Below are 20931 nucleotides of genomic sequence, written 5' to 3' on the forward strand. Positions count from 1 at the left end.
GGAATACAAGGTCCAATTGGTCCAACGGGTCTCCAAGGAATTCAGGGGATACAAGGAGTGCAAGGTCTCCAAGGCCCAACTGGTCCAACCGGCCCTCAAGGTCTACAAGGAATAACCGGTCAGGCCGGCCCAACCGGTCCAACGGGAGCAACCGGCCAGACGGGAGCGACGGGTCCCCAAGGTCCACAAGGAATTCAAGGACCACAAGGAGAAACGGGTCCAACGGGAGCAACCGGCGAGGCGGGAGAAACGGGTCCCCAAGGAATCCAAGGGATCCAAGGTCCACAAGGGATAACCGGTCAGGCGGGAGCAACCGGCCAGACGGGAGCAACCGGTCCCCAAGGTCCACAAGGAATTCAAGGTCCACAAGGAATAACAGGGCAGGCGGGAGCAACCGGCCAGACGGGAGCGACTGGTGCAACTGGACCGACCGGAATACAAGGCATACAAGGAATCACTGGAGCAACAGGGGGAACGGGGGAAACGGGTCCAACAGGTGCCACGGGTCCAACTGGCTTGACAGGAGCAACCGGATCATCTGCTATATCGACAGGTGGCGGATATTTCTTTTCTACAGCAACAAGTACAATTGCTGCAAATGCCAACATTCCAATTAATTCAGGGTCCACTGTATATGGCACTGGTGTATCTTTAACTAGTGCTACGACAGTCACAGTAGCGACGCCAGGAATATATTTAGTAAGCTACTATTTTCAAGGGGATGCAAATGGGGGGAATGAGACAGTATCTGTTAGATTGCTATTAAATGGAACGCAACTAACAGGAAGTTTTATACAAAACGTAACGACATCAACTGTCGTAATCGAACCAGCCATTTCAAATACACTTCTTGTGAATGTGACGAGTGCCAATTCAACATTAATATTACAAAATGGCCCGTTAGGTGTAGGGCATGTGACTACTATAGCAGGTGCGATTACAGCAAGTTTAAATGTAGTGAGAATTTTATAAAGAATATAAAAAACACAAGGAATGTCTTTGTAAGACACACCTTGTGTTTTTTAATATTAAATAAACATTTTCTTTATCTTTTTGGTTGAAAAATATGTTGAAAGAAGTATTTGTGATGTAAGTTATCTACAACTTTATTTGCTTGATATGTGCGATGTTGTTCTAATCGAAGTCTTTGCTCCATCATTTTTATTGCGTGATCAGATAAACGTAACATAATACATTCTCCTTTTCTATAAATATAGGTGACTATTTGATATCGATCCCATATTTATAATTAAGGAGGCAAAATGTGTAACATAGGCAAAAAACACCTTCCTCTCCCATTACGCTTACGAGGTTAGCTGTCGGACTCGGGAAGTGAGAGTTTCCCTACTTAAAAAAGATTCGCCCCAAGTAGCATAGCTACAAAATTGGTTCCCCCGCTCCAAAATTTGGACTCAGCAAAAGGTTTTATAAAGTAAAAAATAACATAAAGGAGCGAACAAGTCAAATTATTTTGTGTATTCTGTCTTTTTTAATTGCGTAAGAATCATACCGTCAGGAAGTATTGTATCTGATACTGTAATGAATCCGTGTTTTTTATATAAAGTAATAGCAGGGGTATTCGCTTTACCCGTTTGTACAATGTATGTCATTGAAGAAGGGAGCATGTTAAATATATAAATTAGGAGTTTCGTTGCGACTCCTTTTTGAAAAAAATCGGGCGATACAACTAACCTGTGGATATCGATTAGTTTTTCTTCTTGTACAAAAGAAATAAAACCGACAAGTTTATTTTCAGAAAAATATCCATAGAATGTTTCAACGCAACTTTGAATATCGTTTACAGTATCATATAAACGAGGTATGGCAGTACTATTTAAGTAGTCCGCTTCAACTTTATAAGCTGGAATTTGAACTTGTAAAATGGATGTTGCTACTTCAAAAGAACAGGAGTTTAACTTAAGAATCATAGAAAATGAAGCCTCCTTTAAATATGGTATATTAATATATTTTCTTTATGGGTGAGTTTGACAATATTTTTCTTTTTTGCATATAATATATGTATCTCCATATGTAAAATAGTAGTAAATATATTTCTATAGTGAAATATGATTAGCAATGATAAATACATATGTTTGTATTGAATCATACAAACTATAATAGAAATGGAGGACTAAAAATGGGATGGATTATCACATTAATAGTTGGTGCTATTATAGGTGCAATTGCTAGTTCTATAACGGGTAAAAATTTCCCAGGTGGTATGTTCGGAAATATTATCGCAGGTTTATTAGGTGCTTCGTTAGGTGGTAGATTATTTGGATCCTTTGGGCCATCATTTGGTGGGATTCATGTCGTGCCAGCATTATTAGGTGCAATCGTGTTAATTCTTATTGTATCATTTGTAGTGAAAGCTGCAAGGAAATAGAGATATAGATTATGATGAAGAGCCCTGAATAAGGGCTTTTCATCATTCGAAGAGGTGGTTTCATTGGAGAAAATAAATATAAGAAAAAGAGATAAGTTAAGAAAGTTTTTTAGAGAACAAAATTATTTGGCGGTATTACTTGGATTTGCGTTATTGTTCATTAATATTTTATTGCTAACAAAAATATCATTTGTTTTTACACCGTTTATCGTATTTTTAAAAACAATTTTCTTCCCAGTACTATTAGCGGGCGTACTATTTTATATTTTGCATCCATTCGTTTCGCTTTTAGAAAAGAAGGGTGTTTCAAGAATTGTATCGATAGCTTCCATATATTTAATCGTACTGGGGTTATTTGTATTTTTAGTTGTAACGGTTATCCCTATTATTAAAGATCAAATTGATGCATTAATTGATAACTTACCGTATTTCGGCCATGAGATTGAACGAGCAGCACGTAGATTTGGGGAAAGTAATTTACTCGGTAAAATTCAGGAGAATTTAAATATTAATGTTGCGAATATGGTAAAAGAATATACAGTTGATTTTACAAAGTCATTATCATCAGTAACTGGGAATGTAACTGGATTTTTGAGTACTGTTACAGAGGTTGTTTTAACATTTGTAATGGTTCCATTTATATTGTTCTATCTTTTAAAAGATGGCGAACAATTGCCGAAGCACTTCTTAAAGTTCATTTCAGAACAAAGACAACCAGCAGCAATGAGAATACTAGATGATATGCACTATGCGATTAGCTCGTATATTAGAGGGCAGATTATCGTGAGCTTGTTTATCGGTATTATGTTATTAATCGGTTACCTTATTATCGGTATTAAATATGCTGTATTACTTGCTATTTTAGCGATGATTGTAAATATCGTTCCGTACGTAGGGCCAATTATCGCTATTACACCAGCGTTAATTATCGCATTTATCGACTCGCCAGCAATGGTGTTAAAAGTAATCATCGTTATGATGGTTGTACAATTAGCAGAAGGTAAGTTTATTTCTCCGCAAGTAATGGGGAAAAAGCTAGATATTCATCCGATTACAATCATATTTATCATTTTAACTGCCGGAAACTTATTCGGGATTATGGGCATTATTTTAGCCATTCCAGGATATGCGATATTGAAAGTGTTAGTTACGCACGGTTATAGATTTGTTAAGTTGAATACATGAAAAAAGAGCTAAAACAGTGGGAACTGTTTTAGCTCTTTTTTATTAACAATTCATTTGCATATTGGCGCGCCCATTGATCCGCTTCCAATATAGCATCAAGTGAAGGATCTTTTACATTATGATGAGCTTCAACTGTTTTGTAAATTGTTTTTTCAATATCGAAAAAGGCAATTTCATTTTTTAAGTATAGCGCATTCGCAATTTCATTTGCTGCATTTAATACAGCGGGAGTAGTACCACCGATTTTGCCACATTCATATGCGTATTGTAGACAAGGGAACTTCTCTAAATCTGGTTTTTCAAAATGTAAACTACCGATTTCTAATAAATTTAATTTTTCATAGGAAGAAGGTAGCCGAGTAGGATAGTGAAACGCATATTGAATCGGCATTCTCATATCAGGAGCACCGAGCTGTGCCATAACTGATCCATCAATAAATTCTACTAAAGAATGAATGATACTTTCTTTATGAATCATTACATCAATTTTTTCATACGGAATATCAAATAGCCATCTCGCTTCCATTACTTCAAAGCCTTTATTCATTAATGTGGCAGAATCAATCGTTAGTTTTGCACCCATTAACCAGTTTGGATGTTTTAAAGCGTTCTTAGCTTGTAATGTTTGCATTTCTTCACGTGTTTTATCACGAAAAGCACCACCGGAAGCTGTTACAATTAACTTCTCAATCTCTTTATTATTTTCGCCGTTTAAACATTGGAAAATAGCTGAATGCTCACTATCTACTGGAATTAAGCGACATCCGTTTTGTTGCGCTAGTTCAGTTACGATATGTCCAGCTGCAACCAAAGTTTCTTTATTAGCAATAGCGATATCTTTCTTCGCTTTTAATGCTTCAATTGTTGGGAGTAATCCTGAAACACCGACAACAGAACTTAATACAAGATTTGAATCAGGGTGAGTAGCTACTGCGATTAAGCCATCAGTCCCGTGTGTGATTTTTGTATTTGCTGAAATACGCGTACGAAGCTTGTCTGCTAAGTCTTTTGTCGCAACGCTTACAATACGAGGTTGAAACGTTTTGATTTGTTGCTCAAGAAGATCGATATTATAATTTGCGGTTAAACCGACGATTTTAAAATGTTCAGGATGAGCTGAAACGACATCTAATGCAGATGTGCCGATGGATCCTGTTGAACCTAAAATTGATATATATTTTACCATGAAAAAAACCTCCAAAGTTGTTTCGAATATTTCTGCAAACCTATATAACATTAGACAATTGAAGTGGAAATTCCTGCTATATAAAATAGAAAACTAGGGTTTGTTTGGAAGTGAAATGTGATAAACTGTAAAAAATAACGAAAAAGCAATGAAAGAGAAGAGTACATATTCGAAACTTTTCAGAGAGCTGATATGTGGTGGGAATCAGTAAGGGATGAATATGGAATGGGCTCTGGAGCTTCTAACTGAAATGAGTAGGTAAAGACGGTTACTTCACGTTAAGAAGTTGAAGTGAGCTATAATGATAGCTAATTAAGGTGGTACCGCGGGAGTTTCTCGTCCTTTTTAAGGATGAGAGGCTCTTTTTATTTTGAGAAAGGAGGAGTTAGTGTGAGTGAAAAAATAATGTTAACAGGAATTAAGCCGACAGGTTATCCGCATTTAGGAAATTATATTGGTGCGATTAAACCTGCATTACAAATGTCAAAGAATAATGAAGGAAAAGCATTGTATTTTATAGCGGATTATCATGCGTTAAATGCTGTGCATGATTCAGAAAAGTTCAGCAGTTATACGAAAGAGGTAGCAGCTACTTGGTTATCGCTTGGACTTGGGGAAGATGTTATTTTTTATCGACAAACAGAAGTATCGGAGATTCTAGAATTAGCTTGGATTTTAGCTTGCCTAACTCCGAAAGGTCTTATGAACCGTGCTCATGCGTATAAAGCGAAGGTGGAGCAAAATAAAGAAGCGGGTTTAGAGGTAGATGCAGGAGTGAATATGGGATTATATACGTATCCGATTTTAATGGCGGCTGACATATTACTATTTCAAGCTACTCATGTACCAGTTGGGAAAGATCAAATTCAGCATATTGAAATTGCACGTGATATTGCGACGTATTTTAATCATACATTCGGCACGACATTTACACTTCCGGAGTATGTAGTGCAAGAAGAAGGAGCAATATTACCAGGACTTGATGGAAGAAAGATGAGTAAAAGTTATGGGAATGTAATCCCGTTATTTGCAGAGAAAGAAAAACTACGAAAGTTAATATTTAAAATCAAAACAGATTCTTCACTTCCGAATGAACCGAAAGAAGTAGAAACATTATTTATGATATATAAAGAGTTTGCGAGGGAAGATGAAATACAGTCGATGCGTGAAAAGTATGAGACTGGAATCGGATGGGGCGATGTGAAAAAAGAGTTATTTCGCGTTGTAGATCGTGAGTTAGCTGGACCGTGTGAGAAATACACTATGTATATGAATGAACCAAATTTATTATATGAAGCGTTAGAAAAAGGTGCTGAGCGAGCAAGAAAAATCGCGAGGGTAAATTTAGCGGAAATTAAAAAACGGATTGGATTTGAGAGGGGGCGCTGAGCGTTCCCTCGTTTTTCGATATCAATTATTCTTCATATCGATACATAGAGCAATAAGTTCGCACTTCTTTTCCGAACTTATTAGTTGCATATATTAAAAAGTATGCTAATATAGGGTTGCTTATTAAACGTGTTTAATAAGTTTAATTAAAGGTACTTATTAAAGATGTTTAATAAGTACCTCCCATATAATAAAAAAGGAGAGGATTGTATGAAAACGGAGAAAGAAAAGATGGTGGCAGGAGAAATGTATATTGCGGATGACGAAGAATTGGTGGCTGATAGGGTGGAGGCAAAACGTTTAACACGCCTTTATAACGAGGCGATGGAGACAGGAGATGAGAGGCGTTTTACATTATTAAATCAGCTTTTAGGTTCTTCAGCTGATGGGAAAGCACAAATTAATCCTGATTTTCGTTGTGATTACGGCTACAATATTCATGTTGGAAAGAGCTTTTTCGCAAATTTCAATTGTGTGATTTTGGACGTTTGTGAAGTTCGAATCGGTGATAATTGTATGTTTGCACCTGGTGTTCACATTTATACTGCTACTCATCCATTACATCCGGTGGAACGAAACTCTGGCAAAGAATATGGAAAACCGGTAAAGATAGGTAACAATGTTTGGGTTGGCGGAGGCGCTATTATTAACCCTGGTATTTCAATTGGAGATAATGTTGTAATTGCTTCAGGGGCAGTTGTGACAAAAGATGTACCTAATAATGTAGTTGTTGGTGGTAACCCAGCTAAAGTTATTAAAACGATAGAAGAGTAAAAGGTGTTTTCATTAGAGTATAAATTATCGTATAGACAATTTGAAAGGTGTTTCATATGAAGAAAGATTTTGCGGAAAATGATACAAAGACGCTACTTGCCTCTCGAAATGCTCTATTCCTCTTATTTGCTTTGCCAGGTGTGGCATTTGCTACATGGATTTCTAGAACAGCAGCTACTCGAGATATTTTAGCAGTGTCAAATGCAGAAATGGGCTGGATTTTGTTCGGATTATCTGTCGGTTCAATAATTGGTTTACTGAGTGCAAGTCATTTTATTGACGGTAAGGGAGCTAGAGACGTTATTATAGGCAGTATGTTTTTTATGATTGTTGGATTGCTTTGTTTAGGTATTACTATTTATTTTGTTTCTAGTATGGGGGCTTTTGGTAGCTTACTAGTATTTGGAGTAGGATATGGATTAGCAGAAGTCGCATTGAATGTAGAAGGTTCTGCCATTGAGCAGAAATTAGGAACAACTCTTCTTCCGAAATTCCATGGCTTTTTTAGTATAGGAACTTTAGTAGGCGCACTTAGTGGTTCTGCCGCCATCTCGCTTCATATCCCAATTTTGTATCAGTTCCTGACGGTTTCGGTCATGTTTATATTACTTGTATGTATGTTGTATCGCTTTCTTCCGCATGGAACAGGAAAGAAGGAGAAATCGCGGAACAAAAAGCGAGCGAAGCATACTTCCTTACGGATGGAAAAAAAGGTGCTTTTACTTGGTCTTTTTGTGCTTGGAATGGCATTTACAGAAGGTAGTGCCAACGATTGGCTGCCTATCGTAATGGTAGACGGACATCAGCAAAGTGTAGTGACAGGTTCTATTATGTACACTATTTTTGTATTGGCAATGACGTTAGCTCGTATGTGTAGTAGTTATTTCCTTGATCGCTTCGGTCGCGTCGCTGTTATGCGTGCTACTATTATGATGGCGATTATAGGAATGACAATTGTCATATTTGTGAGTAACTCATATTTTCTAGCACTTGGTGTAGTACTGTGGGGGATTGGTGCTGCGTTAGGTTTCCCAATTGGGCTTTCTGCTGCTGGAGATGACAGTGAAAATGCGACTTCTAATGTTGCTGCAGTTTCTATCATCGGTTTTACAGCGTTTTTAGTCGGACCACCATTTTTAGGAATACTTGGAGAAGCATTCGGAATACGTAATGCTTTGCTAGCTGTTTTATTATTTGTTATCTTGTCTGGAATTGTATCGTCTGTTACGAGAGAGAATGCATCGAGTTAAATACGGAGTGCCGCTAGTAGTAATATATCATCTCTATTGCTTTAGAAAATGATGTATGATATATTGTCAACGCAACTTATTAAAAGTGTTTAATAAGTATGTTGATTAAGGTGGTGAGCGATTTGAGTGAACAATTTGTTACTCAAAAATCGATTAAAGAGACGATCCTTCGCGGCATTCGTACAGCTCTTCTAGAGCGAGGTAGTGCAACGAAAGTTGAACTTAGTAATACATTAGAAATCAGTTTTCCAACGATAAGTAAATTTATAGAAAAAATGAAACAAGACGGTGAAGTCACTTTAGCCGGTTTAGATGATTCAAGTGGTGGAAGAAGAGCAAAACGATATGAATATAATCCAGAATATATGTTAGGTTTAGCGATATTTTTAGAAAAAAATGAGACGAACTATACAATTTTTAACTGTTTAGGGGAAGTAAAAGAACAAGGCAGTACTTCAAGTGCATTAATTGATACGGGTCTAAGTGTATTAACAGAACATATAGAAAGTCTTATAGCTACGTTTCCAAAGATAAGTTCAATCTCAATTGGTGTTCCTGGTGCTGTCGATAATGGGCGTATTTTCTATATTCCTGGATATGAAAAGTTCCAAAATTTTAATTTGAAAAGTCACTTGGAGGAACTGTTTTCTATACCAGTAGTAATAGAAAACGATATGAATGCTGCAGTGCTCGGCTATCATAAAAATACTGGAAACAATGAAAATTCCTCTCTTGTATATTTGTATTCAGGTCAAAATGGCCCAGGTGCGGGGATTATGGTAAATGGAGATGTCGTACGCGGAAGCACATTTTTCTCAGGAGAGATATCTTTCGTCCCGCAGTACGATAATAAAAATTTCTTGCAAGCTTTGAGAAGTGAAGATTCGAATAATCCAGAGGAATATAATATAGATGCTATTACTCGTTTAATAGCTACATGTATAGCTATTATTAACCCTGATGGATTCATCTTCTGTGATGATGAAGTGAACCAAATTGTAATAGATCAGATTGTAAAAAGTTGTCCGCAGTACATTCCGGCAGAACATATTCCGAAAATAACAGTGAGCAACTGGAAAGAAGATTATTTATATGGGTTAAAAAGCCTTGGACTTGATCTTATGATTATGAGAACAAATAAAGAAAATTAAATGTACTGGCAATGAAGCATCCAATTGCCAGTTGAATAACATAAAAGAAAAGGTGTCGATTATGAAAATTGAACATGTAGCAATTTGGGTGAATGATTTAGAAAGAATGCGTGATTTTTATAAACAGTACTTCGGTGGTGAAGAAAATAGCTTATATCACAATCCGAAAAAGCAGTTTGAATCTTATTTCATAACTTTTGAAGGCGGTGCGCGTCTAGAACTTATGAAGCAGGTAGGGATAGACGAGAAAGTACAAACACAAACAATAGGATATGCGCATATTGCTTTTTCAGTAGATAGCAAAGAAAAAGTGAACGAATTAACTAATACATTAAGAGAAGCAGGATACCCAGTGCTAAACGGGCCGCGTACTACAGGGGATGGTTATTATGAAAGTGTAGTAAGTGATCCTGAAGGAAATCAGATTGAGATAACAATCTAACATTATATTTACTAATAATTGATAAAAAATAAAATTTTGTTGTTCCCCCAAATGTGTACGAGAAACCTATTATTTCTGCAGAAAGGGGGACATAACGTTGAGTGAAATCATTTTTATTTTCTGTATATATCCATTGCTTGTTTGTATTGTTTCAATAGCTGGAGCATATAAAGTAGGTACATTTTATGTGATGCCAATAGTAACATTTCTTATTTTTCTTATGTTAAATGTTACAGTGCACGATCCAGCATTTTTCTTTTGGGTGGGCATGTATACTATTCTTTCATTTATTGTTTCTTATATAACTATCCTTTTTATAAAGGGATATAAAGTTGTAAAAAGAGAGCGTTAATATCATTTTGGGGAAATAGGGATTTACGGTGAATGACAACAACCTCATTTCACGTTGTAATGACGGGAAATGAGGTTGTTTGATTTCTATTTTTTATTGGAGTGATGAAAATCGCGAAGAATCTTCTCAATGACTGGATGAAGAGTACTAGGTAACTCATCAAGCGGAAAGAAACGTAATTCTTTTGACTCAGTTTTATCACATACAAGCTCCCCATGAAATTCTCGGCAAATATAAACAACGAGTACACCGTGTACTTGATCGCCATTTGGATAGATTTGAAAGAAATCTGGCCCTGAGTATGTACGGATTAGTTCTGGATTTTTAATAATAAGTCCAGTTTCTTCAAACACTTCTCGTTTTAAAGCATCTTCTAACGTTTCGTTATATTCTAAGGCACCGCCAATAATGCCCCAGCGGTTAAAATCTGTACGAAGCTGCAGCAATACTTCATCTTTTTCATTTAATATAATGGCGTGTGATCCTATTAAAATCAGTGGGTGATTTCCTACTAGATTTCTCATATCTTCAATATAACCCATAGTTGTCTCCTTATAGCTAATAATAATTTGGAAGTTCCTTTAACATTCTTTCTGTTTTACGTGCTGTAAAGGCTAAGTTATGGTCATCTTTCGTTCTGAAAAATAATGTGCGTAAAAAGGTTTTAATGTTGGCACATAAAATACAATACTCATTAAGCGAAAGGCGTTTTCTAATTTGAGGAAGCCTTTTTATTTTTTTATGAATAATAGAAATTAACTCGTTTTGAGGAAAATCATGATACAGCATTGCTAGTAATGGAGTAACAATGCGTTCATCTTCGTTATTATGAAAAAGGTCAGATGGAATAAAGATTTTATTTAATAAACAATGAATTAATTCTTCGTACCACTCAAAGGTCGTATACGTATTATGAACAATTTCGGTAAAAGCATCAGATATGTGAGCAAGACAATGAGCCCATCCTTTATTTTCGATATAGCCCCGAAAATCCGTTTCTAAGTTTGTGTATGTAATGAGTTTATTTTTTATTTCTTCGATATCCTCCTCTGTACAAAAGTAGTGCGAATTAGCGAATTGGAGTATTAACGCAATTAACGAAACAGTGTAAGAACGTGTGAAAACCCCATCTGTATGTGGGGAGTAAATGTCACAATGTAAATACTCATCACTTAAACAAGTTTGCAACAGTAATTTCAGTTGATCGTCCATAAGGAATTCATGATGAATAAAATGTGCAAAACATTTATATATAAGTTGGTAACGAACGTAACTATCAGTCGTTCCGATATACTGAAGCATGTTCAAAGTTAACTCATTTACATCTATATGTTGTAGTTGCGTATAGTCATTTTGTTGTATAAGCTCTAACTGTTGTTGCAGCGCTGTAATATCCAATGGAGAACCTCCTCCGCACTTTAAAGATGCGATCTTTTCTAGTATTCTATATATTCAAGGACAATCCTGCTCATGCAAGGAGAACGATTACAAATTCGAGTATGATATAGATGAGGGAAGAATATGACGACGATAGAACAGTTAGAAAAACATTTTAAAATAAGAAGAAGTGCTTCTTCTGTCATGATAAAAGAAAATAATGCAGAAATTTTTACAGAAGAGCAATTAGAAGAGATGATGCAATATTGCGTTGCTGAAGCTGAAAAAGATGGATTAGAAAAACTACATTTTGAAATCTCTTCAAAAAGTCCAAATTATGATGTGTATAAAAAATGTTTTGAAACGTATTCATTTGAATATGTTACGGAAAACATGATTGTGTTTAAAGATATATACGAAGTAGAAGATGTAGAAAGTGAAGTTGATTTTAAGTTAATTGAAGAAGTAGGGGAAGAGGCTTTTTATTCTCTTTGGAACGACATGACGGAAGAACAAGCCACGTATGATCAATTTGTAAATATGATGTTACAAGAAATCGGTGAACAGTGGAAAGAGCATTGTTTAACAGTGAGTATCGATGAAGAGCCGATAGGAATTGTCATCCCGCATATTGAAAGAGGTACGTTAGAAGAAGGGAAACTTATGTACTTCGCAGTTACTCCAAATATGCGTAACAAGGGATATGAAGCTGCACTATTTGCAGGTGCGATGTTTGTCTTAAAGGAAATAGGTGCATCTTATTATATTGGTGAGACAAATATACAAAATGAGTGGATGAAGGATGTTTTTGAAAAGAACGGATGTCAGTTGCTGAGTTGTACTGAGCGGTATGTGAGGGAGTTTTAAGATATACTCTGGGACACATCTAGTGGGAACCCGTGTACAAATTTTGAACAAGTAAAAGAACTTTTCGCCTGTTTGTAAGATAAAAAGAAAAATGAGAACGACAAAGTAGTTATTCCTATAATAAAATAGAGTAAGATTTGACTATAAGAGAAAGCGTTGGTGAAAGAATGGAGCAGCAAAGAAATTGGTTACAAGCAACTGTAGAAAGAATTGAAGATAATACGTTACAAATAAAATGGGAAAATAATATAGAAGAAGTTCGTATTTATTGGAGTACTTCACCAGAACATATTGAAGAAACTGGAGAATTACTTGCAACGGTAAATGGAGAATTATCATATACAATTGAAAACCCGAGTGAAAATGAACGTCCATATTTTAGATTAGTAGGAAGTAATGGACAAGCAGTAACAGTAGCTGAGCGTAGACTGCCATTACAAGGCGCGTTTAACTTCCGTGATATGGGAGGATATGAAACGACAGAAGGCCGTAAAGTGAAATGGGGCAAATTATACCGTTCTGAAGAATTAGCAGGACTAACAGAATTGGATATTGCGTATTTACAAAAGTCTGGTTTAAAGTTAATTTGTGATTACCGTACAGACTTTGAAGTGAAGCATAAGCCGAATCCAGAAATTACGGGTGCTCGTCAAGTGTGCTTACCAGTTATGCAAGACTTAGCGAAAGACTTAAATATAAATGAGTTTTTCCAAGTTGGTGACCTTTCTATGTTAGGAAAACCAGGTGAGTATCTTGTGAAAATGAATCAAGATTTCGTAAGTGGTAACGAGGCATTCGTGAGCTTCTTAAACTTAGCGCAAAACCCGGAAAACTTACCATTAGTAAACCACTGCACAGCTGGAAAAGATCGTACTGGATTTGGTTCAGCGCTTTTATTACTTTTACTAGGTGTACCGGAAAAAACAGTAATGGAAGATTACTTATTAAGTAACGGATTCCGTGAAAAGCTAAATGAAAAAATGATGGCCTTTTTAGGTGCGAAATTACAAAATGATGAGAGCAGAGCGATATTAGGTGCAATGTTTGAAGCGCGCGCCGAATATTTACAAGCTGCGATTGATGGAATCCAAAAGCAATACGGATCAGTTGAAGCATACGCCGAAAAAGCTCTTGGCTTTACGAAAGATTCGTTAGAAGAAATGAAAGTGTTATTGCTGGAAGATTAATAATGAGAAGGAGGCTGATTTGGATTAGCCTCCTTTTACTATTGTTGTTATAATTAAGCTATGAGAATATAGGAGTTGAGGAAAACATCATGAAATACAAAGTAATACTATTCGACGTAGACGATACATTATTAGATTTCCCTGAAACGGAAAGAAATGCATTACACAATGCGTTTGTACAGTTCGGCATGCCTACAGGGTATAATGATTATCTTGCAAGCTATAAAGAGATTAGTAATGGATTATGGAGAGATTTAGAAAATAAAATGATTACGCTAAGTGAATTAGCAGTAGATCGATTTAGACAATTATTTGCACTTCATAATATAGACGTAGATGCGCAGCAATTTAGCGATGTATATCTTGAAAACTTAGGGAAAGAAGTACATCTTATAGAAGGTGCTGTGCAATTATGTGAAAATCTACAAGATTGCAAGCTAGGTATTATTACGAATGGATATACGAAGGTGCAACAATCAAGAATCGGAAATTCGCCTTTATGTAATTTCTTTGATCATATTATTATTTCTGAAGAAGTTGGTCATCAAAAGCCAGCACGTGAGATTTTTGATTATGCATTTGAGAAATTTGGAATTACGGATAAATCAAGTGTACTTATGGTTGGAGATTCGTTAACTTCTGATATGAAAGGCGGAGAAGACTACGGCATTGATACATGTTGGTATAATCCGAGTTTGAAAGAAAATAGGGCAGAAGTTAAGCCGACTTATGAAGTGGAGAGTCTTCTACAAATTTTAGAAATTGTGGAGTTGGCGGGAGAAAAAGTAGCCTCATTTTAATTGTACTGATATTTGTCGAAAAATAGATATATTGATAAATCGTTGACATATTGTAAGTTGTGATAGGTATATTTGAAAAATCGCTCTTATAAGTTCATATACTAAGATATAGAACAAAAAATAGAGCTACTATACAAGGTCATTCACGTGTTATAGTGCGTGAATTAAATATGCGTATATAAATAGTTTCCCAGCGTGATGCGATGTCATGTATGATTAGTGTAACAACTAGAGGTGAATAAAGAATGTTAAAGTTTTTATTTGAGTTAGACAAGGCTATTCCGCAGAAGGATGAGCCAAAGTATGATGCTTATACAAAGGGCTTTATTGAAGGGGAATTAACGATTCTCGCGAGTGACAGCGTACTTTTTCAGAAGTCATGTATGAAGGTTGCGGAGCTGGGCATTTATTTAGGTCAGTGGATGGAACAAGTTCAACACGGGCAAAACGTGCCTATGAAATATGAAACGGCTGACCGTGAAGAGGTCATTCTTGGCTTCTTCTATGAAGAGGATCATAACCAATGGAATGTTTCTTCCAGCTGGCAAGAATTTGAACTTCAAGAGCGTATCTCTACTGAAACATTAGTAGAGAGCGTTCAATGCTATTTATATGAGCTAAATAAGGAACTACGTGCGATAGAATATCCTGTGACGTTTGATCAGTACTTAAGAGGAGAGCGAATGATGCAGCTTTCTTACAAACGACCGTGTGATAGCAAAGCAGATACGACGCCGATAGAGGTTTATAATGGAAGCGAGCAAGTAGGCGTAGTAAGGGGCTATTATAAAAATACGCTGATGAGAGTGCTGGATTTTATTCCGAAAATTGGTAGTAATATCATTTATGAAATAAAGGATATTAAGAAAAATATTCGCGTCATTGCAAAGGATGTAAGTAGGCAGCGCCAAAGAAAGATTTTAGTAACGTACATCGATAATAATGATGCAGAGCATGAAATACTTGTATGTGACGGAAAGTTATTGGATGCAAATTTCTTATTTACCTTTACATATAAGAGAGAAGAATTTGTTGTTCACAAAACTACAATGGGGCTTGGAAAGTTATTACGAAACGGCCATGTAACTGCAGATTGGAATATTCGTCTTGAGGAAGATATGTATTACATTGAGATGAATCTATATGATGAGGATTATATAGACGATCAATATTTACTGTTAGGCGTATTTCATGCGGTTTTGTATGGATGATAAATGAGAAATACCGGTATTCTTCATAGGAAGGATGCCGGTATTTTTACGTGGTTCTGGTGATTTTGTACCCTTAATTAATCCTCAAAAATAAAAATCTCATCAATCGTACTATGAAGTGCCTTCGCTATATCGTGAGCGAGTTGCAATGAAGGATTATACTTACCTTTTTCAAGGTGGCTAATTGTTTCACGGCGTACACCAATGCTCTTTGCTAAATCTTCTTGTGTCATGTTCAATTTGGCGCGGTATTCTTTTATCCTCGTTACGAACGCCATGGTGCATCTTCCATTTCATCAACAGGTTTATCATAAAAGAACATAGAAAAACCGAACGTAAGAATGAGTGTACCGAAAATAAGAGCGATATCAATTTCTTGTAGCGCCGGGTTTGGAAATAACATTTCAATAAACATAATGATTGCGGTAGTTAGTAACGTAACGATAAATGCATTGCGGCACGATTTATTGACAATTTGTTCAAACAGTTCATCGTGTTGAACTGTTCTATACGATGTGAAAAAGGAGAAGAAACAGAACATAGTAAACAATCCTTTTTCATAAAAAAATCCGAGGAAACCGAAGAAACCGAGAAATCCTAAATATTTTATCCAAGTTGTTTTCATGATAGGTCCTCCTTACGTTGTTAGAAATAAGTCACGTTATGTTATAAATATATTACAATTGGATAGGAATGGTAATAATAGTTTTCCAGTTTGCTTCATAATAATAGTAAAAAGAGGAAATATGCTGCGAAATAAAGAGGATAATATTGTAAAATGGTTGTAAGGAGGGGGAGGAAGAAATGCTAACTTGGATCATGATCGTTGTATTACTTGTAGTGATTACTGTCATTGCGACGGTGTTAATTGGGCGGAATGGTGATGCAAATTATAGCAAAGCGACAAAGGGGAATATTAAACGATTAACAATGATTTATATTATACTAGCTGTCGTTTTAGTTGTTGGATTAGGGGTGTATATTTATTTTAAAGGTTAAATAAACTGAAAAATGTAAAAATCTTAAAATAGAAGTATGCTATAATATCAATATAGTTATTTGGTAATTAAGGAAAGGATTGGATGGAATGATTGAAATTACGAATGTGTCAAAAAGTTATAATGGGTCTACCTATGCAGTAAAAGATTTAAGTTTATCTGTACCTAGCGGCGAAATCTTTGGATTTTTAGGACCGAATGGTGCGGGTAAATCAACGACAATTAAGATGATTACTGGTATTCACGGAGTGGACAAAGGGACTATTACGATTAACGGAAAAAATATTATGGAAGAGCCGATGGAAGCGAAGAAGACGTTTGGTTATGTGCCGGATAGTCCGGATATGTTTTTACGTTTAAAAGGAATTGAATATTTAAACTTTATGGCTGATATGTATGAAGTGCCGAAAGAAGTAAGGCAAGAACGAATAGAGTCTTTAGCGAAGAAGTTTGATCTTTATAATGCATTATCTGATCAAATTCAAAGTTATTCGCACGGTATGAGACAAAAAATCGTTATTATTGGTGTGCTCGTGCATGAACCAGATGTATGGATTTTAGATGAACCGTTAACAGGGCTTGATCCGAAATCTGCATATATTTTAAAAGAAATGATGAGAGAACACGCGGATAAAGGAAAGATTGTATTTTTCTCTACACACGTATTAGAAGTAGCGGAAAAAATCTGTGACCGCGTCGCGATTATTAATAAGGGGAATTTGCAGTTTAAAGGGAATTTAGATGAAATGAGAGATCATTTTAAATCCAATGAATCACTTGAAAAAATGTTCTTGGAGATGACGGGAAATGAGTAAAATTTGGACGTTAACGAAGGTACTATTAAAATTAAATTATGCAGATTTTATAACAGATAAAAAGAAGCGAGGGGCGTATTTATTTTCATTTGCAGCTATTTTATTTGTTGGCTTTTTAATATTTGGTTCGATGACGCACGGAATGTATGAAGGTCTGAAACAATTAGGGCAAGAGCCGGGAATGATTATTGCAATGGGACTTGCGATTGCGAGTATATGGGTATTTTTAATAAGTATAACGAACATTTTAACTGTATTTTACTACAGCAATGACATTGAAATGTTACTGCCGTTACCATTAAAACCAGCGCAAATTATTTCGGCAAAATTTTTAACGGTATTAATTACACAGTACGTAATGAGTTCATTCATTTTATTACCAATCTTCATTACGTACGGTTTAAAAAGTGGCGCAATTATTACATATTACATATATATGATTTTTATTTACTTACTCTTCCCAATCGTGCCGTTAGTATTAGCTTCGTTACTGATGACAATTATTATGAGGTATACAAATATAGCGAAAAATAAAGATCGAGGAAATATATTTATTGGAATCGTAAGTATACTATTTATTGTAGGAATTAACGTATTTATGCAGTGGAGAAATAAAAGTGCGTTTTCTGGAGACGGGGCTGCGGAATACCTTGTAAATAATCAATCTTCTCTTATAGTACAAATGACAAATTATTTTCCAACTACATATTTTGGAGCAGTGGCATTAGTAGAAAGTGCAAATTGGAAAGGTCCTTTATATGTAATAATCTTTGCAGTTATTTCATTTGTCTTCTTTGTGTTGTTTTATTACGTTGCAGAGCGTACATATTTAAAAGGGGTTATTGGACTTTCAACGAGTACAGCAAAGAAACAAGTTATTTCGGCGGAAGGTTTACAGAAATCAACAGTACAAAGTTCGCATTTAAAAGCGTATGTGAAAAAAGAATTTAAAACGTTATTCCGTACACCACAATTTTTCTTAAATTGTATTGTACAAACTTTCGTTATGCCAATTATGTTGTTCTTTATTTTATTTGTGCAAGATGGAAATTTAAAGTTTATTACAGAGTATATTAACAATCCAGAGACAACAGGATTCGCAATTGGTGTTGGTCTTTGTGCATCGTTATTTTTAATGGGTAGTAACGTCATTGCAACAACGTCATTTTCGCGAGATGGAAGCTCTTGGTTTGTGAATCGTTACTTACCAGTAAAGGCTTCGGATATCTTTTTTGCGAAAGCAATCACTGCTTGGTTAATTAATGTAATCATTTTAGCAGTATTCGGTATTACGATGGCAGTTGTAGCTAGGATTTCTCCTGTTTTCATGTTACTGTGGTTTTTACTAAGTGCGAACGGGTTACTGTTAATTAATTTAATCGGTACACGCTGGGATGCACAAACTGCAGATATACATTGGGATACAGAACAGAAATTATTTAAAAGCCGATATACAACATTGTGGAATTTTTTAGCTAATATTTTAATAGCTTTAATTATTGTAGCGGGAGTAAGTGTATTATACTTCTTCCTTCATGTCGGACTGTGGGTTATGTTTATCGTTTTATTTGTAATGTTTACGATTGTAAATTATATCTTTATTAAAATGTTAAAATTAGGTGCTGAACGTATACTGTCAAATATTCAATAAGAAGATAGATCCTCTGTATTCATGCAGGGGATCTGTGTATAGATGGAGGAGAAAAAGGTGAAGAAAATAGCAATTGTAACAGGGGCAACTCGTCTGAATGGAATTGGTGCAGCTGTATGCAAGGTGCTTGCTCAAAAGGGGATAGACATTTTTTTCACGTACTGGCCAAAGTATGATAAAGCGATGCCATGGGGAATGAGTGATCAAGAACCCTTTTTGCTGAAAAAGGAAATTGAAAGTTACGATGTGCGATGTGAAATGGCAGAAATCAATTTATCGCAGTCTTATTCGCCAAATCGTTTGTTTTATATGGTATCAGAACGGTTAGGTGATCCATCTATTCTAATTAATAATGCAGTGTATTCTACTCATACGAGAATTGAGGAATTAGATGTAGAGCAGTTGGATAAACATTATACAGTTAATGTTCGGGCTACTATGTTATTAAGTTCATTGTTTATAAAACATTATTCACTTAAAACGAGCGGGAGTATTATTAATCTTACTTCAGGGCAGTCAGTAGGTCCAATGCCAGATGAACTAGCATATGCAGCAACGAAGGGAGCAATTGAAGCATTTACAAAGTCAGTAGCACCAGTAGCGATGGAGAAGGGGATTACTGTTAATGCCGTTGATCCAGGACCAACAAATACAGGGTGGATTACAGAAGAATTAAAACATTATTTAGTGTGGAAATTCCCGCAAGGTAGAGTTGGAGAAACAATGGATGCTGCGCGCTTAATTTCTTTTTTAGTAAGTGAAGAAGCGAAATGGGTTACTGGGCAAGTCATTCACTCGAATGGTGGTTATTCATAAAAATATTATGTTAACAAATATTGAGAAACAAAAAACGAAAGAAAATTTTATTTTTTTTGTATAAATAAAATGTCAAGAAAGATAAAAATTTGATAGAAGAGTATATCGTCATATGAAGATAGTAATTCTTAATGTGACAATATACTCTTTTTCTTTTACTGGCGAGCAGAAAAATGAAGTAGAAGAAACTCGAATATTAAAATGAGCTTATCGGTTTTTGTCCGTATTATTATGAAGATTACTGTCGGAAAGATGATAATTCGTGTGAAAAGGGATTTTTTAAGGGGAAATCGAATCGTAAAGGGGAGGATAAATTATGTAAAACATAGGGGGATTTATATGAAATTAAAAAAGGTCGCTATCGCATCGATAACAATTGGTACAATGCTTACTATGGCAGCTTGTAGTCCTTCAGCAGATAAAGAAACGGAAAAGAAAGAGCAAGTAACTGCGCAAAATGATGGAGAAGCAAAAACGACAAGTGCAGATGAAGCGTCAAAAACAACGAAAGATACTGAAAAAGAAACAAATACTTCTTCAAATGAAAAAACAGATAAGGATGCAAAAAATACGAAAGAATCATCAGGGACAGAAAGTAACGGCAAAACGTCAACTCAAAACGAAAATGTAAAAACAAAAGAAAAAGAGACGACAGGAAAAACGAATGATCAAACGACTAGCGGGAAAACAACAGATCAAAGCACAAGTACAAGCACAAACAATAACGGAAAGACAACGAAAGATCCGAAGAAAAGTGTTGCTGTGAAAACGAATGTTAAAGAAGTTGTAGCATTAATTGATAGTTTGGACAAGCAGTTAGCTGCTAATCCGAAATTGGAAACAGTGAATAAGCTTGGCAAACAAATTAATGAAAAGTGGGATGTGATTGAAAAAGAGCTAGAGGCATCACATCCGACGGATTCTAAAACAATCGGTCAAAGTATGTATCCGTTAATTGTAGGAGCGGAGAAAGAAAAAATCGATATTAATAAAATGAAATCTTTAACGACGAAAACGAAAAAAGATTTAAATCAGTTATTGACGAAACTTTCGTAGTTTCAAAAGCCTACTCGTGTGAGTAGGCCTTTTTTGGT

The 20931-nt window shown here is 35.6% G+C and carries 24 protein-coding genes, 1 pseudogene, 1 riboswitch and 1 other annotated feature; of the genes and pseudogenes, 18 read left to right on the plus strand and 7 right to left on the minus strand.

The window, feature by feature from the left end; translation table 11 throughout:
• Positions 1-972: pseudogene (locus tag MR170_RS18330) on the plus strand (collagen-like protein); the annotation flags it as partial.
• A 73-nt stretch (positions 973-1045) separates the two neighbouring features.
• Here MR170_RS18330 and MR170_RS18335 read toward each other — a convergent pair.
• Both MR170_RS18335 and MR170_RS18340 read right to left on the minus strand, forming a co-directional pair.
• Positions 1046-1189, minus strand: a complete 144-nt coding sequence (locus MR170_RS18335; RefSeq protein ID WP_000945246.1) for a hypothetical protein — start codon at positions 1187-1189, stop codon at positions 1046-1048.
• 96 nt (positions 1190-1285) lie between these two features.
• Positions 1286-1428: riboswitch (cyclic di-AMP (ydaO/yuaA leader) on the minus strand.
• 38 nt (positions 1429-1466) lie between these two features.
• Complete coding sequence (locus MR170_RS18340; RefSeq protein WP_242308867.1) at positions 1467-1928, minus strand: GNAT family N-acetyltransferase; 462 nt, start codon at positions 1926-1928, stop codon at positions 1467-1469.
• 209 nt (positions 1929-2137) lie between these two features.
• Between MR170_RS18340 and MR170_RS18345 the strand changes: the two genes are divergently transcribed.
• Together MR170_RS18345 and MR170_RS18350 are read left to right on the plus strand one after the other, a co-directional pair.
• Positions 2138-2386 carry a GlsB/YeaQ/YmgE family stress response membrane protein gene (locus tag MR170_RS18345; RefSeq protein WP_000539733.1) on the plus strand — a complete coding sequence of 83 codons (249 nt, stop codon included), beginning with the start codon at positions 2138-2140 and terminating at the stop codon, positions 2384-2386.
• Between the two features lie 63 nt (positions 2387-2449).
• Positions 2450-3571, plus strand: coding sequence for an AI-2E family transporter (locus tag MR170_RS18350; RefSeq protein WP_016080893.1), 1122 nt, complete (start codon positions 2450-2452; stop codon positions 3569-3571).
• A gap of 28 nt (positions 3572-3599) precedes the next feature.
• Here MR170_RS18350 and MR170_RS18355 read toward each other — a convergent pair whose 3' ends face one another.
• Positions 3600-4757 (minus strand): 1-deoxy-D-xylulose-5-phosphate reductoisomerase, encoded by a 1158-nt coding sequence (locus tag MR170_RS18355; RefSeq protein WP_242308868.1) that lies wholly within the window; start codon positions 4755-4757, stop codon positions 3600-3602.
• 139 nt (positions 4758-4896) lie between these two features.
• Positions 4897-5104: a binding site (T-box leader), on the plus strand.
• A 43-nt stretch (positions 5105-5147) separates the two neighbouring features.
• On the opposite strand from MR170_RS18355, the gene MR170_RS18360 reads away from it, so the two are divergent.
• The 6 genes from MR170_RS18360 (at position 5148) to MR170_RS18385 (ending at position 10115) form a co-directional block, all read left to right on the plus strand.
• Positions 5148-6146 (plus strand): tryptophan--tRNA ligase, encoded by a 999-nt coding sequence (locus tag MR170_RS18360; protein ID WP_242308870.1) that lies wholly within the window; start codon positions 5148-5150, stop codon positions 6144-6146.
• Positions 6147-6356: 210 nt separating this feature from the next.
• A complete protein-coding gene (locus tag MR170_RS18365) occupies positions 6357-6920 on the plus strand; it encodes a maltose O-acetyltransferase (protein ID WP_048564573.1) in 564 nt (187 codons plus the stop codon).
• Positions 6921-6976: 56 nt separating this feature from the next.
• Positions 6977-8170, plus strand: coding sequence for an MFS transporter (locus MR170_RS18370; RefSeq protein ID WP_016080896.1), 1194 nt, complete (start codon positions 6977-6979; stop codon positions 8168-8170).
• A gap of 122 nt (positions 8171-8292) precedes the next feature.
• Positions 8293-9321: an ROK family transcriptional regulator gene (locus MR170_RS18375; protein ID WP_242308872.1), complete on the plus strand. Its 1029-nt coding sequence runs from the start codon at positions 8293-8295 to the stop codon at positions 9319-9321.
• Positions 9322-9382: 61 nt separating this feature from the next.
• Positions 9383-9763 carry a VOC family protein gene (locus MR170_RS18380; protein WP_016080898.1) on the plus strand — a complete coding sequence of 127 codons (381 nt, stop codon included), beginning with the start codon at positions 9383-9385 and terminating at the stop codon, positions 9761-9763.
• A 97-nt stretch (positions 9764-9860) separates the two neighbouring features.
• The gene (locus tag MR170_RS18385) at positions 9861-10115 is read left to right on the plus strand and encodes a YbeF family protein (protein WP_001289515.1); all 255 of its coding nucleotides are present in this window, start codon (positions 9861-9863) and stop codon (positions 10113-10115) included.
• Positions 10116-10201: 86 nt separating this feature from the next.
• On the opposite strand, the gene MR170_RS18390 is transcribed toward MR170_RS18385, so the two are convergent.
• Positions 10202-10657 (minus strand): NUDIX hydrolase, encoded by a 456-nt coding sequence (locus MR170_RS18390; RefSeq protein ID WP_016080899.1) that lies wholly within the window; start codon positions 10655-10657, stop codon positions 10202-10204.
• 16 nt (positions 10658-10673) lie between these two features.
• Positions 10674-11513: a DUF2785 domain-containing protein gene (locus MR170_RS18395; RefSeq protein WP_242308874.1), complete on the minus strand. Its 840-nt coding sequence runs from the start codon at positions 11511-11513 to the stop codon at positions 10674-10676.
• A gap of 123 nt (positions 11514-11636) precedes the next feature.
• On the opposite strand from MR170_RS18395, the gene MR170_RS18400 reads away from it, so the two are divergent.
• The 4 genes from MR170_RS18400 to MR170_RS18415 all read left to right on the plus strand — a co-directional run bounded on the left by MR170_RS18400 (position 11637) and on the right by MR170_RS18415 (position 15557).
• A complete protein-coding gene (locus tag MR170_RS18400) occupies positions 11637-12359 on the plus strand; it encodes a GNAT family N-acetyltransferase (RefSeq protein ID WP_242308876.1) in 723 nt (240 codons plus the stop codon).
• A 167-nt stretch (positions 12360-12526) separates the two neighbouring features.
• Positions 12527-13546: a tyrosine-protein phosphatase gene (locus MR170_RS18405; RefSeq protein ID WP_242308878.1), complete on the plus strand. Its 1020-nt coding sequence runs from the start codon at positions 12527-12529 to the stop codon at positions 13544-13546.
• 89 nt (positions 13547-13635) lie between these two features.
• Positions 13636-14346, plus strand: a complete 711-nt coding sequence (locus tag MR170_RS18410; RefSeq protein WP_242308880.1) for a YjjG family noncanonical pyrimidine nucleotidase — start codon at positions 13636-13638, stop codon at positions 14344-14346.
• A gap of 245 nt (positions 14347-14591) precedes the next feature.
• On the plus strand, positions 14592-15557 hold the full coding sequence (locus MR170_RS18415) for a tubby C-terminal domain-like protein (RefSeq protein ID WP_242308882.1): 966 nt from the start codon (positions 14592-14594) through the stop codon (positions 15555-15557).
• Positions 15558-15634: 77 nt separating this feature from the next.
• Here MR170_RS18415 and MR170_RS18420 read toward each other — a convergent pair whose 3' ends face one another.
• Together MR170_RS18420 and MR170_RS18425 are read right to left on the minus strand one after the other, a co-directional pair.
• Positions 15635-15835, minus strand: a complete 201-nt coding sequence (locus tag MR170_RS18420; protein ID WP_029442846.1) for a helix-turn-helix transcriptional regulator — start codon at positions 15833-15835, stop codon at positions 15635-15637.
• Entirely contained in the window at positions 15823-16182 is a 360-nt protein-coding gene (locus tag MR170_RS18425; protein ID WP_000859213.1) for a DUF3796 domain-containing protein, read from the minus strand. The genes MR170_RS18420 and MR170_RS18425 overlap by 13 nt, the downstream gene beginning before the upstream one ends.
• A 179-nt stretch (positions 16183-16361) precedes the next feature.
• On the opposite strand from MR170_RS18425, the gene MR170_RS18430 reads away from it, so the two are divergent.
• The 5 genes from MR170_RS18430 (at position 16362) to MR170_RS18450 (ending at position 20893) form a co-directional block, all read left to right on the plus strand.
• Positions 16362-16556 (plus strand): hypothetical protein, encoded by a 195-nt coding sequence (locus MR170_RS18430; RefSeq protein ID WP_000958863.1) that lies wholly within the window; start codon positions 16362-16364, stop codon positions 16554-16556.
• An 88-nt stretch (positions 16557-16644) separates the two neighbouring features.
• Positions 16645-17370 carry an ABC transporter ATP-binding protein gene (locus tag MR170_RS18435; RefSeq protein ID WP_000570204.1) on the plus strand — a complete coding sequence of 242 codons (726 nt, stop codon included), beginning with the start codon at positions 16645-16647 and terminating at the stop codon, positions 17368-17370.
• Positions 17363-19021, plus strand: coding sequence for a putative ABC transporter permease subunit (locus MR170_RS18440; protein ID WP_242308884.1), 1659 nt, complete (start codon positions 17363-17365; stop codon positions 19019-19021). Before MR170_RS18435 ends, MR170_RS18440 begins: the two co-directional genes overlap by 8 nt.
• Before the next feature lie 57 nt (positions 19022-19078).
• Positions 19079-19837, plus strand: a complete 759-nt coding sequence (locus tag MR170_RS18445; RefSeq protein ID WP_016080909.1) for an SDR family oxidoreductase — start codon at positions 19079-19081, stop codon at positions 19835-19837.
• Between the two features lie 339 nt (positions 19838-20176).
• On the plus strand, positions 20177-20893 hold the full coding sequence (locus tag MR170_RS18450; protein ID WP_029442843.1) for a hypothetical protein: 717 nt from the start codon (positions 20177-20179) through the stop codon (positions 20891-20893).
• The last annotated feature ends 38 nt before the right edge of the window (positions 20894-20931 follow it).

Source organism: Bacillus cereus group sp. BfR-BA-01524 (genome assembly GCF_022662595.1).
Lineage (GTDB): Bacteria > Bacillota > Bacilli > Bacillales > Bacillaceae_G > Bacillus_A > Bacillus_A thuringiensis_S.

What these genes read in the sequence shown, in the direction of transcription:
- MR170_RS18435 (WP_000570204.1), top strand. Translation starts at nt 16,645, where the DNA reads ATGATTGAAATTACGAATGTGTCAAAAAGTTATAATGGGTCTACCTAT.
- MR170_RS18410 (WP_242308880.1), top strand. Translation starts at nt 13,636, where the DNA reads ATGAAATACAAAGTAATACTATTCGACGTAGACGATACATTATTAGAT.
- MR170_RS18450 (WP_029442843.1), top strand. Translation starts at nt 20,177, where the DNA reads ATGAAATTAAAAAAGGTCGCTATCGCATCGATAACAATTGGTACAATG.
- MR170_RS18405 (WP_242308878.1), top strand. Translation starts at nt 12,527, where the DNA reads ATGGAGCAGCAAAGAAATTGGTTACAAGCAACTGTAGAAAGAATTGAA.
- MR170_RS18440 (WP_242308884.1), top strand. Translation starts at nt 17,363, where the DNA reads ATGAGTAAAATTTGGACGTTAACGAAGGTACTATTAAAATTAAATTAT.
- MR170_RS18390 (WP_016080899.1), bottom strand. Translation starts at nt 10,657, where the DNA reads ATGGGTTATATTGAAGATATGAGAAATCTAGTAGGAAATCACCCACTG.
- MR170_RS18340 (WP_242308867.1), bottom strand. Translation starts at nt 1,928, where the DNA reads ATGATTCTTAAGTTAAACTCCTGTTCTTTTGAAGTAGCAACATCCATT.
- MR170_RS18425 (WP_000859213.1), bottom strand. Translation starts at nt 16,182, where the DNA reads ATGAAAACAACTTGGATAAAATATTTAGGATTTCTCGGTTTCTTCGGT.
- MR170_RS18365 (WP_048564573.1), top strand. Translation starts at nt 6,357, where the DNA reads ATGAAAACGGAGAAAGAAAAGATGGTGGCAGGAGAAATGTATATTGCG.
- MR170_RS18430 (WP_000958863.1), top strand. Translation starts at nt 16,362, where the DNA reads ATGCTAACTTGGATCATGATCGTTGTATTACTTGTAGTGATTACTGTC.
- MR170_RS18380 (WP_016080898.1), top strand. Translation starts at nt 9,383, where the DNA reads ATGAAAATTGAACATGTAGCAATTTGGGTGAATGATTTAGAAAGAATG.
- MR170_RS18420 (WP_029442846.1), bottom strand. Translation starts at nt 15,835, where the DNA reads ATGGCGTTCGTAACGAGGATAAAAGAATACCGCGCCAAATTGAACATG.
- MR170_RS18370 (WP_016080896.1), top strand. Translation starts at nt 6,977, where the DNA reads ATGAAGAAAGATTTTGCGGAAAATGATACAAAGACGCTACTTGCCTCT.
- MR170_RS18400 (WP_242308876.1), top strand. Translation starts at nt 11,637, where the DNA reads ATGACGACGATAGAACAGTTAGAAAAACATTTTAAAATAAGAAGAAGT.
- MR170_RS18355 (WP_242308868.1), bottom strand. Translation starts at nt 4,757, where the DNA reads ATGGTAAAATATATATCAATTTTAGGTTCAACAGGATCCATCGGCACA.
- MR170_RS18335 (WP_000945246.1), bottom strand. Translation starts at nt 1,189, where the DNA reads ATGTTACGTTTATCTGATCACGCAATAAAAATGATGGAGCAAAGACTT.
- MR170_RS18415 (WP_242308882.1), top strand. Translation starts at nt 14,592, where the DNA reads ATGTTAAAGTTTTTATTTGAGTTAGACAAGGCTATTCCGCAGAAGGAT.
- MR170_RS18345 (WP_000539733.1), top strand. Translation starts at nt 2,138, where the DNA reads ATGGGATGGATTATCACATTAATAGTTGGTGCTATTATAGGTGCAATT.